The sequence below is a fragment of the Actinomadura violacea genome, from assembly GCF_017573465.1.
Taxonomy (GTDB): Bacteria; Actinomycetota; Actinomycetes; order Streptosporangiales; family Streptosporangiaceae; genus Spirillospora; species Spirillospora violacea.
Genome location: NZ_JAGEPF010000027.1, coordinates 35,679 through 55,443 on the forward strand (window position 1 = coordinate 35,679; position 19,765 = coordinate 55,443).

The following is a 19,765-nucleotide window of genomic DNA, read 5'->3' on the forward strand; positions in this document are numbered from 1 at the left end:
CTTATCCGAAACTGCTCAGTCGGCCGGTCTCGTCCACGCCCTCGTGAAGCAGCTCGGGACGTCCACGGCCGCCGCCTCCCGCCGGTACTCGCGCGGCGACCGGCCGACGATCGCGCGGAACGTGCGGCTGAACGTGCCGGGGCTGCCGAAGCCGACCTCGAAGCAGATGTCCGTCACGCTGCGGCCGGTCTCCCGCAGCAGGAACATCGCCCGCTCGACGCGGCGGCGCTGCAGGTAGCGGTGCGGCGTCTCGCCGAAGGCCGCCCGGAACGCGCGGGAGAAGTGCGCCGGGGACACGTGCGCGATCCGGGCCAGGGCCGGGACGTCGAGCGGCTGCGCGTAGGCGCGGTCCATCGCGTCCCGCGCCCGCAGCAGCCTGCGGTTGCTGTCCTCCACGGCACGGCTCACGCCCCCATCCCACCACGTCCGGCGGGGCGGGGGCGGCGGAGCTCTCAGCGGTCGGCGAGGGTGCGGGCGAGCAGGCCGGTCACGACGGCGTCCGGGTGAGCGCGGGCGAGCGGGCTCAGGGGCGGGGGATGTTGCGCAGGTTGCTGCGTGCCAGGTCGAGCATCTTGCCGACGCCGCCGGTGAGGACGGTCTTGCCGGCGGCGAGCGCGAAGCCCTTCACCTGCTGCGGCGTGATGTGCGGCGGGATGGACAGCGCGTTCGGGTCGGTGGCGACGTCCAGCAGGTAGGGGCCGGGGGCGGCGAGGGCGGTGGCCATCGCCGCGCGGACGTCGGCGGGACGCTCGACGCGCGCGGCCTCGATCCCGGCGGCCTGCGCGATCGCGGCGTAGTCGACGGCCTCGTGGTCGGTCTCGTAGGACGGCAGGCCGTCCACCAGCATCTCCAGGCGCACCATGCCGAGCGACGCGTTGTTGAACACGATGATCTTGACCGGGACGCGGTGCAGCCGCACGGTGAGCAGCTCGCCGAGCAGCATGCCGAGGCCACCGTCGCCGGAGACGGAGATGACCTGCCGGCCCGGCGCGCCGTACTGCGCGCCGATCGCGTGCGGCAGCGCGTTCGCCATGGAGCCGTGCACGAACGAGCCCATCACGCGGCGGCGGCCGTTCGGGGTGATGTAGCGGGCGACCCAGACGTTGCACATTCCGGTGTCGACGGTGAATATCGCGTCGTCGTCGGCGAGGTCGTCGAGGACGTCCGCGACGTATTCGGGATGGATCGGGATGTGCTTCTCGATGTCGCGCGTGTAGGCGGAGACCACGCCCTCCAACGCACGCGTGTGCCGGTGCAGCATTTCGTCGAGGTACGACTGGTCGCGTTTCTGCTCGACCTTGTCCATGACGAGCCGGAGCGTTTCACCGACGTCGCCGTGGACGGCGAGCGTGAGCGGTGTCCGGCGGCCCAGCTTTGCGGGATCGTCGTCCACCTGGATGGTGTTGCGGCCCGGAAGGAACGGGTCGTAGGGGAAGTCAGTGCCGAGCATCAGGACGAGGTCGGCGGCCTGCATCGCCTCGTAGCAGGCGCCGTAGCCGAGGAGTCCGCTCATTCCGACGTCGAAAGGGTTGTCGTACTGGATCCATTCCTTGCCGCGCAGCGCGTGCCCGATCGGCGACAGCAGTTTGTGGGCCAGCTGCATCACTTCGGCGTGCGCGTTCTGGACGCCGGACCCGCAGAACAGCATCGGCTTCCGCGCCCGGTTGAGGGCGTGCGCCAATTGGTCGACCTGGTCGGCGGGCGGCTTCACGATGCCCTTGCGGAACAGGAAGTCGTGCTCGCCGGTCGGGTTCTCGGCGTCCTTGCTCGCGACGTCCCCGGACAGCGCGAGGACGGCGACGCCGCCGAGGCCGACGGCGTGCTGGATCGCGGTCCGCAGGATGCGCGGCATCTGCCCCGGCGTGCTGATCAGCTCGCAGTAGTGGCTGCACTCGGTGAACAGCCGCTCGGGATGCGTCTCCTGGAAGTAGCCGCTGCCGACCTGCGTGCTCGGGATCTGCGAGGCCAGCGCGAGGACGGGCGCGCCGGAGCGGTGCGCGTCGTAGAGGCCCTGGATCAGGTGCGTGTTGCCGGGTCCGCAGCTGCCCGCGCAGACCGCGAGCCGCCCGGTCGTCTGCGCCTCGGCCGCGGCCGCGAACGCGCCCGCCTCCTCGTTGCGGACGTGCACCCACTCGATGTCGCCGCCCGTGCGGCGGACCGCGTCCACGACGGGGTTGAGGCTGTCGCCCACCACGCCGTAGATCCGCCGGACGCCCGCCTGGCGGAGCACCTGGATGAACTGGTCCGCGACCGTCGCCATTGTTCCCCCCACTCGCCGTGCCTGAGAGGAACCTGCCCATGATCGTCCGGACGACACGTCGCGCGCCGTCCGGTCGGGCCGCGGACCGCAGCTAGCGGGCGGAGCTAGCGGGCGGGGCCGGCGGCGGACTGGCGCAGGCGCTCGGCCAGCGCGTGGAAGACGAAGAAGTTCGGGATCGAGCGGACCATGGTGGTGGTCAGCGACAGCCACCTGCCCTCGACCCGCAGCGAGACGCGGCCGTCCTTGACCTTGATCTCCTGGATCTGCGACCACGGGACCGTCTTGCCGGACGCCGACACCGTGTGCAGCGCGAGCGTGATGTCGCCGAACTGCACCGCCCCGCCCGCCCGCACCGTCGCCATCGCGTGCGGGAACTGGACGTCGGTCACGGCCTGCTGGATGGCCTGGCCCCATTCGGTGGGCCGCGCGAACCCGCCGGCCAGGGCGATCTCGTGGCCGGCCTGGTCCACCAGCCGGTAGTGGTACGAGGTGTGGGTGTAGGCGCCGTTGCGGTAGTGCCGGACGATGTTCTGGTAGACGGCGCTGGAGTCCCACCGCCGCACGGTGATCTGCCCGTTCCGGCCGACGCAGACGAGGCCCTGCTCGTACAGGTGGAGCTGCTGGCCCTGCTTCTGCCGGTTGAGCAGCGCGAGCCGCACGACGCGCACGCCGAAGACGACCGCGAAGATCCCCGCGAAGGCCCACAGGAGGATGGTGCCGGTGGCGAGGCCGATCAGCACGAGCAGGACCGCGACCCCGGTCACCGCGTAGCCGACCTTCAGCCGGGACTCCGGGAACATCGTCGCCGGATAGGCCGCGCGATGGCCGCCGAGCCCCGCCTGGTGCGCCGCCGATCCGATCATCGCGGACATGTCCACGGCTTCCATCGGCTGCTCCACGGCTCCGCTCGTCATGATCCCGACGGGGACAATATTGTCTGCTTGGGCGGGTACGGCAAGTGCGCGGGTCAGCGGCCCGTCCGGAGGCGTCCCCGCACTCCCGGCACGTTGGTCAAACCATGAATCACTTTCCCCGCCCGTCCGGGCTAGGGTGGCGCCCATGGACGACGAGCGCGAGGACCTGGACTTCTGGTCGTTCGTCGACCTCGCCGGCGGCCGGCTGGCGGACGAGTTCGGCTTCCCGCACCGGCTCGCGACCCGGCTGCTGCTCACGCTGAACCGGGCGTCCGCGATCGTCACCTACGACCTGGAGTCCACCGTGCACCGGCCGCGCGGGCACTCCTGGGCCGGGTTCCGGCTGCTGTTCGTGACCTGGCTCGCCGGGCCGCTGGAGCCGGGCCGCGCCGCCACCCTCGCCGGGATGAGCCGCGCCGCCGTGTCGAACCTGGCCAAGACGCTGGTCGCGGACGGGATGATGGTGCGCACGCCGGGTGAGCGGGACGGCCGCTCGGTGATCCTGTCGCTGACCGACGACGGCCGCGACCGGATGCTGGAGATCTTCGCCGGCCAGCACGAGCGGGAGCGGCAGTGGGCGGGCGTGCTCACCGAGACCGAGCAGAAGATGCTGATCATGCTGCTGGACAAGCTGATCGCGAACCGGCACCGGTTCGACGTCCGCGAGCGCAGCTAGCCCCTCACCCCGCCGCCCGGTCCTCGACCGGTCCAGGGCCTTTTCTCCGCCCGCCGCGGGCCGTAGTGTCGCGGGGAGATAGTAAACGCATTAATCATCTGCGGGAGGCGAGGGACCCATGGCGCACTATCGGCGGGTCGGCGATGTGCCGCCGAAGCGGCACACCCAGCACCGGGACGCATCGGACCGGCTCTACTACGAGGAGCTGATGGGCGAGGAGGGCTTCTCCTCCGACTCCTCGCTGCTCTACCACCGCGAGATCCCCTCCGCGATCGTCGACGCGCGGCCCTGGGACGTCCCCGACCCCGCGACGACGCCGAACCACCCCCTCAAGCCGCGCCACCTCAGGCTGCACGAGCTGTTCCCGAAGGAGACCTGGGCGGGTACCGACGCCGTGACGGGCCGCCGGCTGATCCTCGGCAACGCCGACGTCCGGCTGTCCTACGTCGTGGCCGCCGCCGAGTCGCCGCTGTACCGCAACGCGACCGGCGACGAGATCGTCTACGTCGAGTCCGGCGCCGCGACCGTCGAGACCGTCTTCGGCGCGCTGGAGGCGAAGGAGGGCGACTACGTCGTCATCCCGACCTCCACCACGCACCGCTGGCTGCCCGCCGGGGACGAGCCGCTGCGCGCCTACGCCATCGAGGCCACCGGCCACATCGCGCCGCCGAAGCGGTACCTGTCGCGGTTCGGGCAGTTCCTGGAGAACGCCCCGTACTGCGAGCGCGACCTGCACGGCCCCGGCGACCTCCTCACCGCCGGCGGCACCGACGTCGAGGTCCTCGTCAAGCACCGCACGTCCCGCGGCATCGGCGGAACGCGCTACACCTACGCGAACCACCCGTTCGACGTGGTCGGCTGGGACGGCTGCCTCTACCCGTTCACGTTCAGCGTCCACGACTTCGAGCCGATCACCGGCCGCGTCCACCAGCCGCCGCCCGTCCACCAGGTCTTCGAGGGCACCAACTTCGTCGTCTGCAACTTCGTGCCGCGCAAGGTGGACTACCACCCGCTGTCCATCCCTGTGCCGTACTACCACTCCAACGTCGACTCCGACGAGATCATGTTCTACTGCGGCGGCGACTACGAGGCCCGCAAGGGCTCCGGCATCGCGCAGGGCTCGGTCTCGGTGCACCCCGGCGGCATCGCGCACGGCCCGCAGCCCGGCGCCTACGAGCGCAGCATCGGCGCCGAGTTCTTCGACGAGCTGGCCGTCATGGTCGACACCTTCCGCCCCCTCGAACTCGGCGAGGGCGGCCTGGCCTGCGAGGACCCCGCATACGCGTGGACCTGGGCGGGAAGGCGGAACCCATGAGCGACCTGCCCGCCTTCGCGCGCGGCCTGTGCGACGACGCGTCGGTGTTCCCGCCCGGCCTCGCGCCGCTCGCCGACGCCGTCCCCGCGCACCGCCGGCACCGCGCCGCGCCCTACGCCGCCCTCGTCGGGCCGCTGGTGCTGCCCGCGACCGCGCTGGACCAGCTGTACCCGCTGGTCACCAGCGACCCGCTCGACCTGTCGGTCACCGCGCCGAACGGCCCCGCGCAGGCCGCCAAGGCGGTCGCGGCCGCCGCGGACCTGCCGGTCGACGTGCACGCGGTCGAGGTCGCCGTCCCCACCGGGATGACGGCCGCCGACCTGCTGTGCGGCCTCGAACGCGTGCACGTCCCGGTGTTCGTGGAGGTGCCGCGCGACGAGCGCCGCCCCGCGATCATCGAGGCGCTCGCCGACGCCGGCCACCGCGCGAAGTTCCGCACCGGCGGCGTGCACGCGAACCTGTACCCCGAGCCGGACGAGCTGGCCGCCGCGGTCCGCGCCGCCGTGCGCGCCGGCGTCCCGTTCAAGGCGACCGCGGGACTGCACCACCCGGTCCGCAACACCGACCCGGAGACCGGCTTCCACCAGCACGGATTCCTCAACCTGCTGCTCGCCACCGACGCCGCGATGCACGGCGCCGGCACCGCCGAGATCAGTGCGGTCCTCGCCGACCGGGACGCCCCGTCGATCGCCGCCCGGGTCGCCGGCCTCGGCGACGCCCGCGCGTCCTTCGCCCGGTCCCGCTTCCTGTCGTTCGGCACGTGCAGCATCACCGACCCGCTCACCGAGCTCGCCGCCCTCGGCCTCCTCCCCACCTCGCTCATCAAGGAAGACGCATGACCCGCATCTCGATTCCCGCCGGTTCCCCGTACGGCCTGGCGAACCTGCCGTACGGGGTGTTCTCGCCGGACGGCGGGGAACCGCGCGTCGGCGTCCGGGTGGCCGGCTCGGTCGTGGACCTCGCCGCCGTCCTCGGCGACGACGTGTTCTCCCGGCCGTCGCTCAACGCGTTCATGGAGCAGGGCCACGAGCGGTGGGTCGAGGTCCGCGAGCACATCATCGACGCGGTGTCGGACGACCTGCCGGACGAGGCCGTCCACGACCTGGACGCGGTGACGCTGCACCTGCCGTTCGAGGTCGCCGACTACGTCGACTTCTACGCCTCCGAGCACCACGCGTCCAACCTCGGGCGGCTGTTCCGGCCGGACTCCGAGCCGCTGATGCCGAACTGGAAGCACCTGCCGGTCGGCTACCACGGACGCGCGGGCACCGTCGTGCCGTCGGGGACGGAGATCGTGCGGCCGAGCGGGCAGCGCAAGGCGCCGGGCGAGGCCGCGCCGTCGTTCGGGCCGTGCCGCCGGCTGGACATCGAGGCGGAGGTCGGGTTCGTCGTCGGCACCGGCTCGCCGCTCGGCGCGCCGGTCGCGGTGGACGAGTTCGCCGAGCGGGTCTTCGGGGTCGTGCTGGTCAACGACTGGTCGGCGCGCGACGTCCAGGCGTGGGAGTACGTGCCGCTCGGGCCGTTCCTCGGCAAGAGCTTCGCGACGTCGGTGTCGCCGTGGGTGGTGCCGCTGCTCGCGCTGGAGGCGGCGCGCGTCCCGACTCCGCTGCAGGACCCCGAACCGCTCCCCTACCTGCGGGAGAAGAACCCGTGGGGCCTGGACCTCGACCTCGTCGTGGAGTGGAACGGGCAGGTCGTGTCGCGCCCGCCGTACCGGGAGATGTACTGGTCGCCCGCGCAGATGCTCGCGCACATGACGGTGAACGGCGCCTCGTCGCGCACCGGCGACCTGTTCGCGTCCGGGACGGTGTCGGGCCCGGAGAAGGACCAGCGCGGTGCGTTCATCGAGCTGACCTGGGGCGGGAAGGAGCCGCTAGAGGTCGGCGGGGAGCCGCGCACGTTCCTGGAGGACGGCGACACCGTCACGATCTCCGCCACCGCGCCGGGGCCGGGCGGCGCGCGCCTCGGCCTCGGCGCGGTGACGGGCCGCGTCCTGCCCGCCGCGCCGCTCGGTTGAGCCGGCTCGGGCGGTGGTCGCCATGAGGGCGGCGGCGGTGAGGGCTGCCGCGGCGGCGAGGAGCGCCGCCGCGGCGAATCCGAGCGACGTCGACAGGGCGCCGAACGTGAACGGGGCGATCGTCGCGCCGGTGTAGACGCCGACCTGGACGGTGTGGCCGGCGCTCTCGGCGCGGTCGGGCAGCAGGCGGAGCGCCGCCGACAGCAGCAGGCCCGTCCAGCCCCAGCCGGCGGAGAACGCCAGGACCGCGCCGGCGAGGAACGTGATGGGCGAGCCGGCCGCGATCAGCGCGAGCCCGGCGGCGCCGCTGAGCATCATCACCGCGATGACCGTGCGGTCGCCGCGGGGCGCCCGGTCGGCGAGCGCGCCCGCGGCGAGCCGCACCGCGATCGCGATGACCGCGCTCATCGCGAGCAGGTCGCCGGCCAGGCCGTCCGGCACCCCGGAATGCGTGCCGAGCTGCACGAAGTACGAGGCCACCGCGTTGTTGCCGGTCGCCGACAGCGCCGCCGCGGCGGCCCACAGGACCAGCGTCCGCCGGACGGCGGGCGGCATCGGCGCGGGCGCCGGCGCGGTGCGCGGCCGGTCCGCCGCGGGCGTGCGGGCGAGCGGGGCCAGCGCCGCCGGGACGAGCGCGAGCAGCCCGGCGATCACCATGGCGGCGCGCCATCCGTACGGGTGGACGACCAGCGCGACGAGCAGGCCGGGGACGAGGGTGCCGGCGCCGAGCGCGGCGCCGATCGTCCCGGCGGCGAGGGCGCGGCGGCGGGCGGGCGCGCGGGCCGCGATGAGCCGTCCGGCGGCGGGCTGGACGAGCGCGTTCGCGAACCCCGCGGCGACCAGCACCGGGAACAGGACCGCGACGTGCCCGGCGCGGGAGAGCGCCAGCATCGCCAGCGACGCGCCCACCGCCGCCGAGGCGAGGGCGGCGGGGACGGGCAGCCGTGCCGCCAGCCGCTTCGCGGCGGGCGAGCCGAGCGCGCTCGCGGCGTAGAACGCGCTCATCGCCAGGCCCAGCGTGGTCCGCGTGGTGTGCAGGTCGTGCTGCATGGACGGGGCGAGGGCGCCGACCGTGAAGCCGGGCATCACCGCCGCGGTCGCGGCGAGCGCGGCGGTGACGACGGCGGGCCAGTGCCCGGCGCGCGGCGCGGGCCGGTTCACCGGGGCTCCGGCAGCCACGCGGGGGTGCCGGGGGCGACGCGGCCGAACTGGACGTCGGCGAAGTGGCCGCCGAACCCGATCGTGCCGGGCTCGGCGAGCTCGGCGACGAGGGCGCGGCGGACGTCGGCGGCCAGCTCGCCGTCGTGGTCGAACACGGCGGAGATCTCCGGGTGGTCGATCTGGACGGGCGAGTGCAACGCGTCGCCGAACGCGAGGAGCCGCCGCCCGCCCGAGGCGATCTCGTACACGGTGTGCCCGGCGGTGTGGCCGGCGGTCGTCCGGACCCGCACGCCGGGGAAGATCTCCTCGCCGTCGGCGACGGTCCGGACCCGTCCGGCGAACCCGTCGAGGGCGGCGGGGTCGGTGTCGGACAGCTCGCGGTGCTCCCATTCCGGACCGCTGACCAGCACGTCCGCGCCGGCGAGGGGGGACGGCGCGCCGGTGGCGGGCCACAGCCAGCCGGTGTGGTCGACGTGCAGGTGCGTGATGGCGACGGCCTCGATGGCGGCGGGGTCGCGGCCGAGCGCGGCGAGGTTCGCGGGGAGGTCGCCGACGCGCAGGACGCCGATGGGCCGGGCGGGGTCGTCCGGCCAGGCGAGCGGGCCGACGCCGGCGTCGATCAGCAGGGCGCGGTCGCCGTGCTCGACGAGCAGGCCGCCGATGCTCGCGACGAGGTTGCCGGCCGCGTTCAGGTACTCGGGGCGCTCGGCCCAGAACGCGCCGGTGGTGGCGGGGAACCAGGCGCGGGGCTTGAGCTCGACGGCGCCGTCCGGGACGTAGCTGACCGTCAGGTCGCCGAGCTCGACCGAGCTGATGCCGGCCTCGGTGGCGAGGCGGTTCCGGGTGCCGGTGGGCATAGGGGTCTCCCTTCGGGGCGCCGCACTGTGCGGCCGCCGCATGCCGGGAAACTTACAACTAGAACTATTCAAGCTGCAACTATTGCAACTTGATGTAAGCTCGGGCCATGAGCACCGATCCGGAGGCCGCCGCGACGGCCGAGCGGGAGCTGTGCGGGCTGGTGAACGGGCTGTCCCGGCAGATCGAGGAGCACGTCCGCACCCGCGCCGCGACGCTCGGGCTCACCGGCCCGCAGGCCACCGCGCTGCGCGAGCTGACCGGCCCGATGACGATGCGCGACCTCGCCGACCGGATGAGCTGCGAGCCGTCCAACGCCACGTTCGTCATCGACAAGCTGGAGAAGCTCGGCCTGGTCGAGCGCCGCCCGCACCCGCAGGACCGCCGCGCCAAGCAGCTCGTCCTCACCCCGGACGGCACCGCCATGCGCGCGCGCCTGCTCGACCTGCTCGTCCAGGGCTCGCCCCTCGGCGGACTCGGCCAGGACGAGCAGGACACCCTCCAGGCCCTCCTGCTACGCGCCCGGCAGCCGCACTGACCAGGGCTCGCGCTCCCGCCAGCCCGGCCCGACGGGGAGATGCTCCTCCTCGTGGAAGAAGTCGTCCGCGTCCTCCGGCCGGACGTCCGCGACCCACCATCCCCGGTCGAGTTCGCGGACGTTGCCGAGCAGGTGCCGATGCTCCTTGGGCACATCCGGGATCGCGTAGACCCCGTCCGCGCCCCTGCGGTCGACGGGGAACCGCACGCCCTGCACGACCACCCACGCGCAGCGCCTGAACAGCCCGGACAGCTCCTCGCGCGGAACCGTCTTCCGCACCCGCAGGCGCTCCCCGAAGCCGCTGCACGGGTCGAAGCCCAAGGCCAGGTCGGACGGGTCGGCGCTGCCGAGCAGCGCGTCGCCCTCGCGGATCACCACGTCGAGGTACAGGCGCCCCCGGTAGGTCGCCGCCCCGCGCAGGGGCCTGGCGTCCGGGCCCGGCGCGGGCAGCTCCGGTCGCGCATACGCCATGGCCGCGCGGATCTCGTCCAGGCGTTCCGGGGTCACCGGCCCCGGCGGCGGTCCCGCGAGGTGGCGGCGCATCTCCGGCTGCGGCGCCAGGCCGTGCTCGCGGACGTAGTAGGTCAGCCGGTCCGTCCACAGCCACGCGCCGTCGGTCCGGACGGTCGACGGGACGATCCGGCCCCGCGCGGGGTCCCGCTCGTCCATGTCCAGCACGTCCGACGCGAGGACGACGGCGCCCGCGGCGAGCAGCCCGGCGAACCGGGCCCGCTCGTCCGGATCGTCCAGCGCACCCCGCCGGCGGTCCTCCGGGAGCCCGGGCACGGGCAGCACCCTCGCGACCGGCGGCAGCGCGCTCACCCGCCCGTCAGCCCGGTGAGGTCGGCGAGGATCTCCGACACCGCGAGCGGGTCGTACGCCTGCGGCCCGTCCTTGCAGGTCAGCCGGACGCGGGTGATCGTCTGCTCCGGGTTCGCGGCGAGGTCGGTCAGCCGGATCCCCGGCGCGAACTCCAGCCACGCCGTGCAGTTCGCCAGCGCCCGGACGGCGTCGCAGTGGTGGACGTGGTCGGCCCCGCGCTGCCAGCCGCTGCGCTCCAGCCCGAGGATCGGGCCGTACGGAACCGTGACGCCCGCGAACCGCGCCAGCTCGCCGGTCTCGCGCTCCTCGCCGGCCAGCGCCAGGACGGGCCGTGCGAGCTGCGGGAACGGCTGCGCGATCGCGTAGTCCTCGAACACGACCGTCCACGGCTTCACGGCGTCGCCGAGCGCGACCGGGTGCGGGATGCGGATCCGCGCGTCCCCCGGGATCTCCAGCGCGTCGTCCTCGACGCTCGCGCAGGTGCCGTCCTCGGCGACGCGGAAGGCGGTCTCGCCGGCCGTCCACACCAGCCGGCGCGCGATGTGCCCGATCAGCGGCTGCTCCACGAAGAACCGGCGGAACTCCTCCGGCGACCAGGACCGTCCGGCGAGCATCGCCTGCTCCAGCCGCCTGACCTGCTCGGACGCGACCTTCCGGGCCTCCTTGCGCATCGCCGCGAACCGCTTGTAGGCGGCGGGCGCCTTCCACTGGTCGTCCTTGGCGCCGGGTTTCGGCAGCGCCTTGCGCCGCTTGCCGTCCCCGTCGACGACGTACGGGACGAGCGCCTCGTCGAACCCGACCGTGAACGAGCGCGGCCCGTAGTCCAGGACCGTCGCGCCGCCCGCGTCCAGCCCGAGGTCGGGGACGAGCCGGTCGGCGAGCTGCTCGGCGTTCAGCCCCCGCTTCTCGGCGACCGTTTCGAGCATCCGCCGCGCGAACGCACCGAACGCCTTGTACCGGGTCGTCTCGGCGATGCGGTGCAGCTGCAGCAGCGCCTCGTCGGAGCCGATCCGCACGAGCACCTTCAGCCCGTCCCGCGCCCGGCCCTGCCGGTTCGAGCCCGGCCACCCGCCGATCACCGCGACGAGACGGGGGACCGTGGTGTCGTCGCCGATCCGGCCGAGGGCGTCGAGGGCCCACGTGTGCGCGCCCTTCATGCCGTTCGCGCGCCACGCCTCGAACACGGCCCAGCCGAACCCGGCCAGCGCGGCGGGATCGAGCCGAGCGATCGCCTGGTCGACCGCCCGGCCGATCCCGGAGTGGTCGTTCCAGTCCTCGGCCTTGGCCAGCAGCAGGATGAGGTTCTTCGCCGCCGCGTCCGGCAGGACCTCACCCGTCGTGAGCCGGAGCCGCGGAAGCTGCGCGGGATCGGCCCACTTGGGGAAGGGCGGCCGCTTGCAGCCCTCGCTCCTGGTGGCGGCGTCGGGCGGACCGGCGGGGGCGGTGGCCAGCAGCGCCGCCAGCGCGGTGGCGGCCCGGTCCCCGTGGGCGCCGCGCGCCGCCTCGACGACCGCGCCGGTCCCCTCCCGCTCCGCGATGGCCCGCAGGAAGAGCAGCGCCGCGCGGTGCGGGCGGAGTGATCGGCCGAGCGCGTCCGGCAGCAGGAACGGCACCGCCGCCGCCCCGTGCCGCTCGCGCCACTCCCGCTCGATGTCGGGGAGCGCGAACGACGACGGGTCGAAACGCCGGCCGGCCATCGCGCGCGCCACGTCCGCGTCGAGGAACGGGACCAGCGAGCTGAGCGATCCCGCCGCCAGCATCGCCGCGCGGGCGTCGGCGCCGAAGCGGGCCACGAGCCCCTTCCCGTTGTGGCTCGAGCGCGGGCGCCACCCGGCGACGAGCGGGCGGAACAGTTCCTCCGGCCCCCAGGCGAGCAGCCCCTCCTGGTCCCACTCGTGCTCCTTGGCGAACCCGCGGGCGGCCGCGTCCCAGTCGGCGACGTCCGGCTCGTTCGGCCGGTCCGCGAGCCACCGGTCGCGCTCGCCGTCCGCCCAGGTGATCGTGCGGTCGTCCGGCGGTTCCAGGCCGGCGACGATGAACGGCTCGTCCTCCGCGGGCCGGTCGCGCAGCGGATCCAGCTCCCACGGCGGTTCGGCGAGCAGTCGCGGCAGATCCCCGAGCGCGGCCTCGTTCTCCTCGGTCACCCTGCACCCCGTTCGCCTGCGTCCCGATGATCACGTGATCCTAGGGAGCACGCCTTACGTGCCGATTACAGTCCGGGCACGGCGCCGGTGGTAGGCGACCGTCACGGCGGCCAGCAGCGGGCCCCAGGCGACCAGCGGGACGTAGGCGACGACGGCGAGGACGCCCTGCCAGGTCTCGACGTTCAGCGGCGAGTCGGCGGTGATCCGGTCGCCGGCCAGGGTGCGGCCGAAGGCCAGCATCACGACCGCCCACGTCCACAGCAGGGTCAGGACGGTCGCGCCGATCGCGCCCGGGACGACGGCCGCGAGCGGCGGGACGCGCCGTCCGCGCAGGAACGGCACCCAGCGCGGGAACACCTCGCCCCAGGTGGACACGAGCCCGACGGCGGTGAACGCGAGCAGTTCAGAGAGCAGCGACAGCAGCACCACGTACAGCTCGATCGGCATCCAGGGCGGCAGGTTCCCGCTCGCGTCCGGCCCGGTGTCCCGGATGATCGGCAGGTGCAGGGCGACGGCCGCGATCCGCCACAGACTGGACGGCAGCACGACGAGCGGGACGGTCAGCGCGGCGGCCCGCGCCCAGCGCGGCACCCCGGCGGCGGGGGCGTGCGCGGCGGCCCACGCGTCCCGCGGCCGCCGGGGGCGCGCGGCGGTGACGACGGAATCGGTCATGCTCCGACGGTCGCGCGCACGCCCTCTGCCGCGCCTCCCCCGCCCGCACGATCCGCCTCCCCCGCCGGGGGGAAGCGGATCGGCGGCCCGGCTCAGGACTCCTTGATGAAGTCGAGGATGTCCTGGTTGATCTGGTCGCGGTGGGTGATGAAGATCCCGTGCGCGGCACCCGGGTACTCCTTGTACCGGTTGTCCGGCACGAGGTCGACGAGCGGGCGCCCGCAGATGGCGATGGGCGCGGACGCGTCGGCGTCGCCGTGGATGATCAGCACCGGCACGCTGATGGCGGCGGCCTCCGCGCGCAGGTCGGTGCAGAACCCGGTCCTGATGACCTCGGCGGCGGCGACGGCGGAGCAGTCCAGGCACCGCTGCACCGTCCACTCGATCATCTCCGCGGAGACCTGGTTGCCGAGGTGGGTGCCGAAGAACGCCTGGGCGTTCTGGGCCATCCAGCGCGGCCGGTCCGCGGTCCGGTCGGCGAGGGAGGCGTCGAAGAGCGCCTGCGGGAGCCCGTTCGGGTTGTCCGGGCGCTGGATCGCCAGCGGCGCGGTGACCGCGATGAACACGACCCGGCGGACCCGGTCGTGCCCGTGCCGGGTGAGGTAGCGGATCACCTCGCCGCCGCCCGCCGAGTGCGCCACCAGCGTCACGCCGCGCAGGTCGAGGCGGTCGAGCAGCGCCGCCAGGTCGTCGGCCAGGGTGTCGTAGTCGTAGCCGTGGCCCACCCAGTCGGAGCGGGCGTGCCCGCGCCGGTCGTAGGCGACGCAGCGGAAGCCCTGCTCCGACAGCGGGAGCATCTGGAACTCCCAGGAGCTGCTGGCGAGCCAGGCGCCGGAGACGAACACCACGGGCTCGCCCTGGCCCCAGTCGGTGTAGAACAGGCTCGTTCCGTCGGAACCCTCGAAGTACGGCATTAGACGTCCCCTTCGCGAACGTTGCGGTCGCTTACGGAACGATCATGGCCGATGTGAGGTCACCGGGTCGATGACGCCGGAGGTAATGCTCGCCACGCGCCTCTCAGGGCACGCCCGCCAGCCGCCCGACCAGGTCGGCCGCCGGGACCTCCGCCGCGTCGCGGAACGCGGTGCCCGCCCACAGGTTGACCGCGCCCGCGTCCCCCCGCGCGGCGGCGGCCTTGCGGAGCGGCGAGGTCACGTAGTGGACGTCCGGGTACGCGGCGGGCGCCGCGTCCGAGTACTCGGTGAGGAACCGGTTGACCAGGCCGCGCGCGGGCCGTCCGCTGAACGCCCTGGTCAGCGCGGTGGACGTGAAGGCAGGGTCGGCGAGCGCGGCCTTGTGCAGAGCGCTCGCGCCGCTCTCCGGGCAGCGCAGGAACGCGGTGCCGAGCTGCGCCGCGACGGCGCCGAGGCCGAGGATCTCCGCGACGTCGTCCGGGGTGCCGAGGCCGCCCGCGGCGATGAGGGGCCGGTCGGTGGCGGCGAGGACGTCGCGGAGCAGGTCGCGGAGCGGGAGCGCGCCGTCGAGGGTGTTGGTGAACGAGCCGCGGTGCCCGCCCGCCTCGGTGCCCTGCGCGCACAGCGCGTCGGCGGCGGACGCGGCCCGGGCCTCGTCCGCCGTGGTCACGGTCACGACGACGGCCGTTCCGCGCTCCTGGAACGCGCCGATGACGGCGGCGTCCGGGCAGCCGAACGTGAAGCTCACGACGGCGGGCGGGTCGGACAGCAGCGCGGCGACCTTGGCGTCGTAGGCGTCGTCGCGGGCCGACGGGCGGCCGGGGTCGACGCCGAGCCTCCGCGCCTCGGGCGCGAGGGCGTCGCTGTAGGCGGCGACGGCGGCGGGGTCGATGTCGTCCGGCGACGGCATGAAGACGTTCACGCCGAACGGCCGGGACGTCAGCGCGCGCGTCCGGCCGATCTCGGCGCGCATGGTGTCGGCCGTCTTGTAGCCGGCGCCGAGGAAGCCGAGGCCGCCCGCGTCCGACACGGCGGCGGCGAGCTCCGGCGTGGACGGGCCGCCCGCCATCGGCGCCTGGACGATCGGCAGTTCAGGAAGCCAGGGAACCGTCATGCCGGTTCCCTATCCGGGACGCGGCGGCCCAACCGCCGCGGCGCGGCGGTGCCGCCGCAGGGGGCGCTCCAGCGCGGGCGAGGCGTATGCGTCACGATCGTGAAGGTAATGCGCGGACGCCGGGCGGCGAGACCGGGTTCAGCGATCGTGAACCGACCGAGAGGGGCCAGGATGCGGGTTCTGCTGCACTACGACATGGACCACGCCGAGCCCGGCCTGGACGTCGTCGGCTGCTCCGAGCAGGACGACGCCCGCTTCCACGGGCTGCTGCCGGACACCGAGGTCATCTGGCACGTGCTGCGCCCGCTGACCGGCGAGGACATGGACCGCGCGCCGAAGCTGCGGCTGATCCAGAAGCTCGGCACCGGGGTGAACACCATCGACCTGGACGCCGCCGCCGAGCGCGGCATCGCGGTCGCGAACATGCCGGGCCGCAACGCGCAGGCCGTCGCGGAGACGAGCCTGCTGCTGATGCTCGCGGCGCTGCGCAGGCTCGTGGCGTTCGACGCGCGGACGCGGCGCGGCGAGGGCTGGCCCGCCGGCCGCTCGCTCGTCGGCGGCGAGCTGCGCGGCCGGACGGTCGGGCTGCTCGGCGGCGGTGAGATCGCGGGGCTGCTGCGCGGGATGCTGGAGGCGATCGGCGCGCGCGTCCTGTACACCTCGCGGCGCCCGCGCCCCGACGACCCCGCCTGGCGGGAGCTGGACGAGTTGCTGCGGGCGAGCGATGTGCTGTCGGTGCACATCCCGCTGACCGGCGAGACGCACCACCTGCTGGACGCCGAGCGGCTCGCGCTGCTGCCGCCCGGCGCGGTCGTGGTGAACACCGCGCGCGGCGCGGTGATCGACGAGTCCGCGCTGGTCGCGGCGCTGACGTCCGGGCGTCTCGGCGGCGCCGGGCTGGACGTGTTCGAGCGCGAGCCGGTCGATCCCGCGAACCCGCTGCTCGCGCTGGACAACGTCGTCGTGATGCCGCACGTCGCGTGGCTGACCGGCGAGACGTGGGACCGGTACTTCGAGGTCGCGGCCGAGAACTGCCGGCGGCTCGCGTCCGGCCGCGACCTCCTGCACCGCGTCATCTAGGGGAGTCGTCTAGGGGATGAGCACCGGCTTGACGACCTTGCCGGACGCCGCGTCCGCCTCGGCCCGGTTGATCTCGCCGAGCGGGTAGTTCGCGATGAGCCGGTCGAACGGGAACAGGCCCTTGCGCCACAGGTCGATCATCTTCGGGATGAACGTGTGCGGGACGGCGTCGCCCTCGATGATGCCCTTGACCGTCCGGCCCATGAGCAGCAGGTTCGGGTCGAGCCGGTACTCCTCGGAGCCGACGCCGACGAGCCCGCAGACGCCGGTGGTGCGCAGCGACGCGACCGCGGTCGCGACCACGGACGGGACGGCGGTCGTGTCGAAGGAGTACTGCACGCCCTCGCCGCCCGACAGCGCCCGGATCCGGCCGGCGATGTCGTCGTCGGCGCCGTTGATCGTGTGCGTGGCGCCGAGTTCGCGGGCCAGGTCGAGGCGCGCGTCGTTCAGGTCGACCGCCACGATCGTGGTGGCGCCCGCGACCTTCGCCGCCATCACCGCCGCGAGCCCGACCGCGCCCGCGCCGAACACCGCGAGGCCGTCCCCGGCCTTGACGCCGAGCGAGATCAGCACGGACGCGGCGCCCGTCTGCACGCCGCAGCCGAGCGGGCCCAGCTTCTCGATCGGGACGTCCTTGGTCACCGGGACGACGTTCTGCACGGTGCCGAGCGCGTGCGACGCGAACGACGACTGCCCGAACCACCGGTTGCCGACCGCGTTCCCTTCGGCGTCGGTGGCGCGGGGCCGGCCGTCCAGCGGCACCGCGATCATGTTCAGCGCCGCCATCTGCGGGCACGCGCCGGGCACCGCGTCGCGGCAGTTCGCGCACGTCCCGCACGAGTCGAACGACATGACCACATGGTCGCCCGCGGTGACGCCGGCGACGCCCGGCCCCACCGCCTCCACCACACCGGACCCCTCGTGCCCGAGGATCACCGGCTTGGCGACCAGGTCGCCCGGCACCCGACCGATCAGGTCGGTGTGGCACATCCCCACACCCGCGATCTTGACGACGATCTCGCCCGGCCCCGGGTCGGCGAGCTCGACGCGCTCGATCGTGTAAGGGGCGTCTGCGGCGCGCAGCACCGCGGCGTCGATCTGCACGAGGGGGTCCTCTCAGGCCAGCGAGTAGCGGACGGGCAGCCGCTTCAGGCCGCCGACGAACGTGGTCGCGATGGTCTCCGCCGGGCCCGCCAGCTCGACCGAGCCGAGCCGCGGCAGCAGCTCCTCGAAGAACGCGCGGACCTCCATGCGGGCCAGCGCCGCGCCCAGGCAGTAGTGCACGCCGAACCCGAACGCCAGATGCTTGTTCGGGTCGCGGCCCACGTCGAAGGCGAACGGGTCGTCGAACACCTCCTCGTCCCGGTTCGCCGACGGGTAGGACAGCAGCACCGCGTCGCCCTCCCGGATCGTCACGCCGCGCAGGTCGTAGTCGCGGGTCGCGGTCCGCATGAACTCCTTCACCGGCGTCACCCAGCGGATCATCTCGTCCACCGCGAGCGGCATCAGGTCCAGGTTGCCGGTGAGCCGTTCGCGCTGGTCGGGATGCTCGATGAGGGCCTGAAGCCCGCCCGCGATCGTCGCGCTCGTCGTGTCGTGCCCGGCCGTGGCGATGATGACGTAGTACGAGGCGGTGTCGAAGTCGTTCAGCGGCTCCCCGTCGATCCGCGCGTTCGCGATCGCGGACGCCAGGTCGTCGGTCGGGTGCTTGCGGCGCTCCTCCGTCAGCTCCTGGAAGTAGGCGAAGAAGTCCAGCAGGACCTGCAGCTTCTCCTCGTTCGACTGGCCGCGCTGCAACTCGTCGTCGTCGCCGCCGAACAGCTCCTGCGTCAGCTTCAGCATCCGGTCGAAATCGCTCTCGGGCAGGCCGAGCAGCGACAGGATGACGTACAGCGGGAAGTGCACCGCGACCTGCCGCGCGAAGTCGCACTCGCCGCCGAACTCCACCATCCGGTCCACGTACCGCTTCGCCAGCTCCTTCACCCGCGGTTCGAGCGCCCGCATCGCGCGCGGCCGGAACCAGTCCGCGCCGATCGCCCGGATGACCCGGTGGTCGGGGTCGTCCATGTGGATCAGCGTGCGCAGCGCGATGCCCTGCTCCGCGCGCTGCCGGTTCAGCTCGTCGAACTCGGCGGTGGCGAGCAGCGGCCGCGGCCCGTTCAGGAAGATCTCGTGGTTCCGCTCGATCTCCATCACGTCGGCGTGCTTCGTGACCGCCCAGAAGGGGTTGTAGTCCGGCGCCTCCACCCACTGCACCGGCGCCTCCCGCCGCAGCAGCGCGAGCGCCTCGTGCAGCCGCGCCTCGTCCGCGTACGCCTTGGGATCCGCGAGCGCCCGGCCCGCCTCGTCCACGCTCAGGGTCATGGAGCCGAGCTTAGAGCCCCTCACCCGCCAAGGTAAGCACCGAGTTACAGGCGGCCGTTATCCCAGGTCCGACCGGCAAGCCGTTTTGCGCGGAGCGCCAGCGGAGCGGAAAACGGCTTGCCGGTCGTGACGGGGGTTACAGGGGGTCGTCCCCCTGGGGCGGCAAGGTGCCATGACGACCGTGGCCTTCGGTGAACTTCCCGGCGCCGTTGAGGGCGTCGTTGAGGGAGCCGAGGCCGTGGCGGTACTCGACGGCGAGCGCCTCGTCCTCCGGAAGGCCCTCGGCGTCCAGGACGGACATGCGGTCGTTGCGCAGGCAGGTCTGCGGGAAGCGGGCCAGGTCGGCGGCCAGCTCCTCCGCGGCCTCGCGGGACGTCCCCGGCGGGACGAGCCGGTTCGCGAGGCCGATGTCGAACGCCTCCCGCGCGCCGACCGGACGGCCCGTGAGGATGAGGTCCATGGCGCGGCTCGTCCCGATGAGGCGCGGCAGCCGGAACGTCCCGCCGTCCACCAGCGGGACACCCCAGCGGCGGCAGTACACGCCGAACGTCGCGTCCTCCTCCACGACCCGCAGGTCGCACCAGAGCGCCAGCTCCAGCCCGCCCGCGACCGCGTACCCGGCCACCGCCGCGATCACCGGCTTCGACAGCCGCATCCGGGTGCAGCCGAGCGGGCCGTCGGCGGGCGGGGCGTCCGCGCGCGGGCTCCGCTCGGTGCCGATGGACTTCAGGTCGGCGCCCGCGCAGAACGTCCCGCCCTCGCCCCACAGGACGGCGACGCTCGCGTCCGGGTCGGCGTCGAAGGCGCGGAACGCCGCCGCGAGCTCGGCCGCGGTCGTCCCGTCCACGGCGTTGCGCGCCTCCGGACGGGACATGACCACGGTCGTCACCGGCCCGCGGCGCTCGCTCCCTACCGGCAT

At 73.9% G+C, this 19,765-nt stretch carries 18 protein-coding genes and 1 pseudogene; 6 read left to right on the forward strand and 13 right to left on the reverse strand.

Translation table 11 applies throughout. From position 1 onward, the window contains the following. Positions 1-15: 15 nt before the first annotated feature. The 3 genes from J4709_RS37865 to J4709_RS37875 all read right to left on the reverse strand — a co-directional run bounded on the left by J4709_RS37865 (position 16) and on the right by J4709_RS37875 (position 3,147). Positions 16-354 (reverse strand): helix-turn-helix domain-containing protein, encoded by a 339-nt coding sequence (locus tag J4709_RS37865; protein WP_208248741.1) that lies wholly within the window; start codon positions 352-354, stop codon positions 16-18. A 169-nt stretch (positions 355-523) separates the two neighbouring features. Next, the gene (locus J4709_RS37870) at positions 524-2,260 is read right to left on the reverse strand and encodes a pyruvate dehydrogenase (RefSeq protein WP_208248478.1); all 1,737 of its coding nucleotides are present in this window, start codon (positions 2,258-2,260) and stop codon (positions 524-526) included. 104 nt (positions 2,261-2,364) lie between these two features. Further along, positions 2,365-3,147, reverse strand: a complete 783-nt coding sequence (locus J4709_RS37875; protein WP_208248481.1) for a DUF6585 family protein — start codon at positions 3,145-3,147, stop codon at positions 2,365-2,367. Between the two features lie 172 nt (positions 3,148-3,319). On the opposite strand from J4709_RS37875, the gene J4709_RS37880 reads away from it, so the two are divergent. The 4 genes from J4709_RS37880 (at position 3,320) to fahA (ending at position 7,182) form a co-directional block, all read left to right on the forward strand. Then, positions 3,320-3,850, forward strand: coding sequence for a MarR family winged helix-turn-helix transcriptional regulator (locus tag J4709_RS37880; protein ID WP_208248484.1), 531 nt, complete (start codon positions 3,320-3,322; stop codon positions 3,848-3,850). Positions 3,851-3,968: 118 nt separating this feature from the next. Next, positions 3,969-5,165, forward strand: coding sequence for a homogentisate 1,2-dioxygenase (locus J4709_RS37885; RefSeq protein ID WP_208248488.1), 1,197 nt, complete (start codon positions 3,969-3,971; stop codon positions 5,163-5,165). Further along, entirely contained in the window at positions 5,162-6,004 is an 843-nt protein-coding gene (locus tag J4709_RS37890) for a hypothetical protein (protein WP_208248491.1), read from the forward strand. The genes J4709_RS37885 and J4709_RS37890 overlap by 4 nt, the downstream gene beginning before the upstream one ends. Further along, positions 6,001-7,182, forward strand: coding sequence for a fumarylacetoacetase (gene fahA, locus J4709_RS37895; protein WP_208248494.1), 1,182 nt, complete (start codon positions 6,001-6,003; stop codon positions 7,180-7,182). The genes J4709_RS37890 and fahA overlap by 4 nt, the downstream gene beginning before the upstream one ends. 189 nt (positions 7,183-7,371) lie before the next feature. Here fahA and J4709_RS53940 read toward each other — a convergent pair. Then, positions 7,372-8,361, reverse strand: a pseudogene (locus J4709_RS53940) (MFS transporter); the annotation flags it as partial. Then, positions 8,340-9,200 carry an MBL fold metallo-hydrolase gene (locus J4709_RS37900; RefSeq protein ID WP_208248497.1) on the reverse strand — a complete coding sequence of 287 codons (861 nt, stop codon included), beginning with the start codon at positions 9,198-9,200 and terminating at the stop codon, positions 8,340-8,342. The pseudogene J4709_RS53940 and the gene J4709_RS37900, both read right to left, overlap by 22 nt. Before the next feature lie 107 nt (positions 9,201-9,307). Here J4709_RS37900 and J4709_RS37905 point away from each other — a divergent pair, with 107 nt between their 5' ends. Continuing rightward, a complete protein-coding gene (locus J4709_RS37905; RefSeq protein WP_208248500.1) occupies positions 9,308-9,736 on the forward strand; it encodes a MarR family winged helix-turn-helix transcriptional regulator in 429 nt (142 codons plus the stop codon). Here J4709_RS37905 and J4709_RS37910 read toward each other — a convergent pair. From J4709_RS37910 to J4709_RS37930, 5 genes are all read right to left on the reverse strand, one after another. Then, entirely contained in the window at positions 9,713-10,522 is an 810-nt protein-coding gene (locus J4709_RS37910; RefSeq protein ID WP_208248502.1) for a hypothetical protein, read from the reverse strand. The genes J4709_RS37905 and J4709_RS37910 overlap by 24 nt on opposite strands. A gap of 32 nt (positions 10,523-10,554) precedes the next feature. Beyond that, complete coding sequence (locus tag J4709_RS55880) at positions 10,555-12,702, reverse strand: DUF4132 domain-containing protein (protein WP_208248504.1); 2,148 nt, start codon at positions 12,700-12,702, stop codon at positions 10,555-10,557. Between the two features lie 54 nt (positions 12,703-12,756). Next, positions 12,757-13,374, reverse strand: a complete 618-nt coding sequence (locus J4709_RS37920; protein ID WP_232384671.1) for a hypothetical protein — start codon at positions 13,372-13,374, stop codon at positions 12,757-12,759. 92 nt (positions 13,375-13,466) lie between these two features. After that, positions 13,467-14,288: an alpha/beta fold hydrolase gene (locus J4709_RS37925; protein ID WP_208248506.1), complete on the reverse strand. Its 822-nt coding sequence runs from the start codon at positions 14,286-14,288 to the stop codon at positions 13,467-13,469. Positions 14,289-14,391: 103 nt separating this feature from the next. Further along, positions 14,392-15,402 carry a nitronate monooxygenase gene (locus tag J4709_RS37930; RefSeq protein WP_208248508.1) on the reverse strand — a complete coding sequence of 337 codons (1,011 nt, stop codon included), beginning with the start codon at positions 15,400-15,402 and terminating at the stop codon, positions 14,392-14,394. Positions 15,403-15,573: 171 nt separating this feature from the next. Here J4709_RS37930 and J4709_RS37935 point away from each other — a divergent pair, with 171 nt between their 5' ends. Further along, entirely contained in the window at positions 15,574-16,482 is a 909-nt protein-coding gene (locus tag J4709_RS37935) for an NAD(P)-dependent oxidoreductase (RefSeq protein ID WP_232384672.1), read from the forward strand. Between the two features lie 9 nt (positions 16,483-16,491). Here J4709_RS37935 and J4709_RS37940 read toward each other — a convergent pair whose 3' ends face one another. From J4709_RS37940 to J4709_RS37950, 3 genes are all read right to left on the reverse strand, one after another. After that, the gene (locus tag J4709_RS37940; protein ID WP_208248509.1) at positions 16,492-17,586 is read right to left on the reverse strand and encodes an NAD(P)-dependent alcohol dehydrogenase; all 1,095 of its coding nucleotides are present in this window, start codon (positions 17,584-17,586) and stop codon (positions 16,492-16,494) included. A gap of 12 nt (positions 17,587-17,598) precedes the next feature. Further along, positions 17,599-18,846, reverse strand: coding sequence for a cytochrome P450 (locus J4709_RS37945; protein ID WP_208248511.1), 1,248 nt, complete (start codon positions 18,844-18,846; stop codon positions 17,599-17,601). Between the two features lie 136 nt (positions 18,847-18,982). Further along, positions 18,983-19,765 carry a crotonase/enoyl-CoA hydratase family protein gene (locus J4709_RS37950; protein ID WP_208248513.1) on the reverse strand — a complete coding sequence of 261 codons (783 nt, stop codon included), beginning with the start codon at positions 19,763-19,765 and terminating at the stop codon, positions 18,983-18,985.

Coding starts and splice junctions, on each gene's coding strand:
- J4709_RS37875 (WP_208248481.1), bottom strand. CDS start 3,147: ATGGAAGCCGTGGACATGTCCGCGATGATCGGATCGGCGGCGCACCAG.
- J4709_RS37905 (WP_208248500.1), top strand. CDS start 9,308: ATGAGCACCGATCCGGAGGCCGCCGCGACGGCCGAGCGGGAGCTGTGC.
- J4709_RS37880 (WP_208248484.1), top strand. CDS start 3,320: ATGGACGACGAGCGCGAGGACCTGGACTTCTGGTCGTTCGTCGACCTC.
- J4709_RS37890 (WP_208248491.1), top strand. CDS start 5,162: ATGAGCGACCTGCCCGCCTTCGCGCGCGGCCTGTGCGACGACGCGTCG.
- J4709_RS37885 (WP_208248488.1), top strand. CDS start 3,969: ATGGCGCACTATCGGCGGGTCGGCGATGTGCCGCCGAAGCGGCACACC.
- J4709_RS37870 (WP_208248478.1), bottom strand. CDS start 2,260: ATGGCGACGGTCGCGGACCAGTTCATCCAGGTGCTCCGCCAGGCGGGC.
- J4709_RS37930 (WP_208248508.1), bottom strand. CDS start 15,402: ATGACGGTTCCCTGGCTTCCTGAACTGCCGATCGTCCAGGCGCCGATG.
- J4709_RS37900 (WP_208248497.1), bottom strand. CDS start 9,200: ATGCCCACCGGCACCCGGAACCGCCTCGCCACCGAGGCCGGCATCAGC.
- J4709_RS37945 (WP_208248511.1), bottom strand. CDS start 18,846: ATGACCCTGAGCGTGGACGAGGCGGGCCGGGCGCTCGCGGATCCCAAG.
- J4709_RS37920 (WP_232384671.1), bottom strand. CDS start 13,374: ATGACCGATTCCGTCGTCACCGCCGCGCGCCCCCGGCGGCCGCGGGAC.
- J4709_RS37925 (WP_208248506.1), bottom strand. CDS start 14,288: ATGCCGTACTTCGAGGGTTCCGACGGAACGAGCCTGTTCTACACCGAC.
- J4709_RS37950 (WP_208248513.1), bottom strand. CDS start 19,765: ATGCCGGTAGGGAGCGAGCGCCGCGGGCCGGTGACGACCGTGGTCATG.
- J4709_RS37935 (WP_232384672.1), top strand. CDS start 15,574: ATGCGGGTTCTGCTGCACTACGACATGGACCACGCCGAGCCCGGCCTG.
- J4709_RS37865 (WP_208248741.1), bottom strand. CDS start 354: ATGGACCGCGCCTACGCGCAGCCGCTCGACGTCCCGGCCCTGGCCCGG.
- fahA (WP_208248494.1), top strand. CDS start 6,001: ATGACCCGCATCTCGATTCCCGCCGGTTCCCCGTACGGCCTGGCGAAC.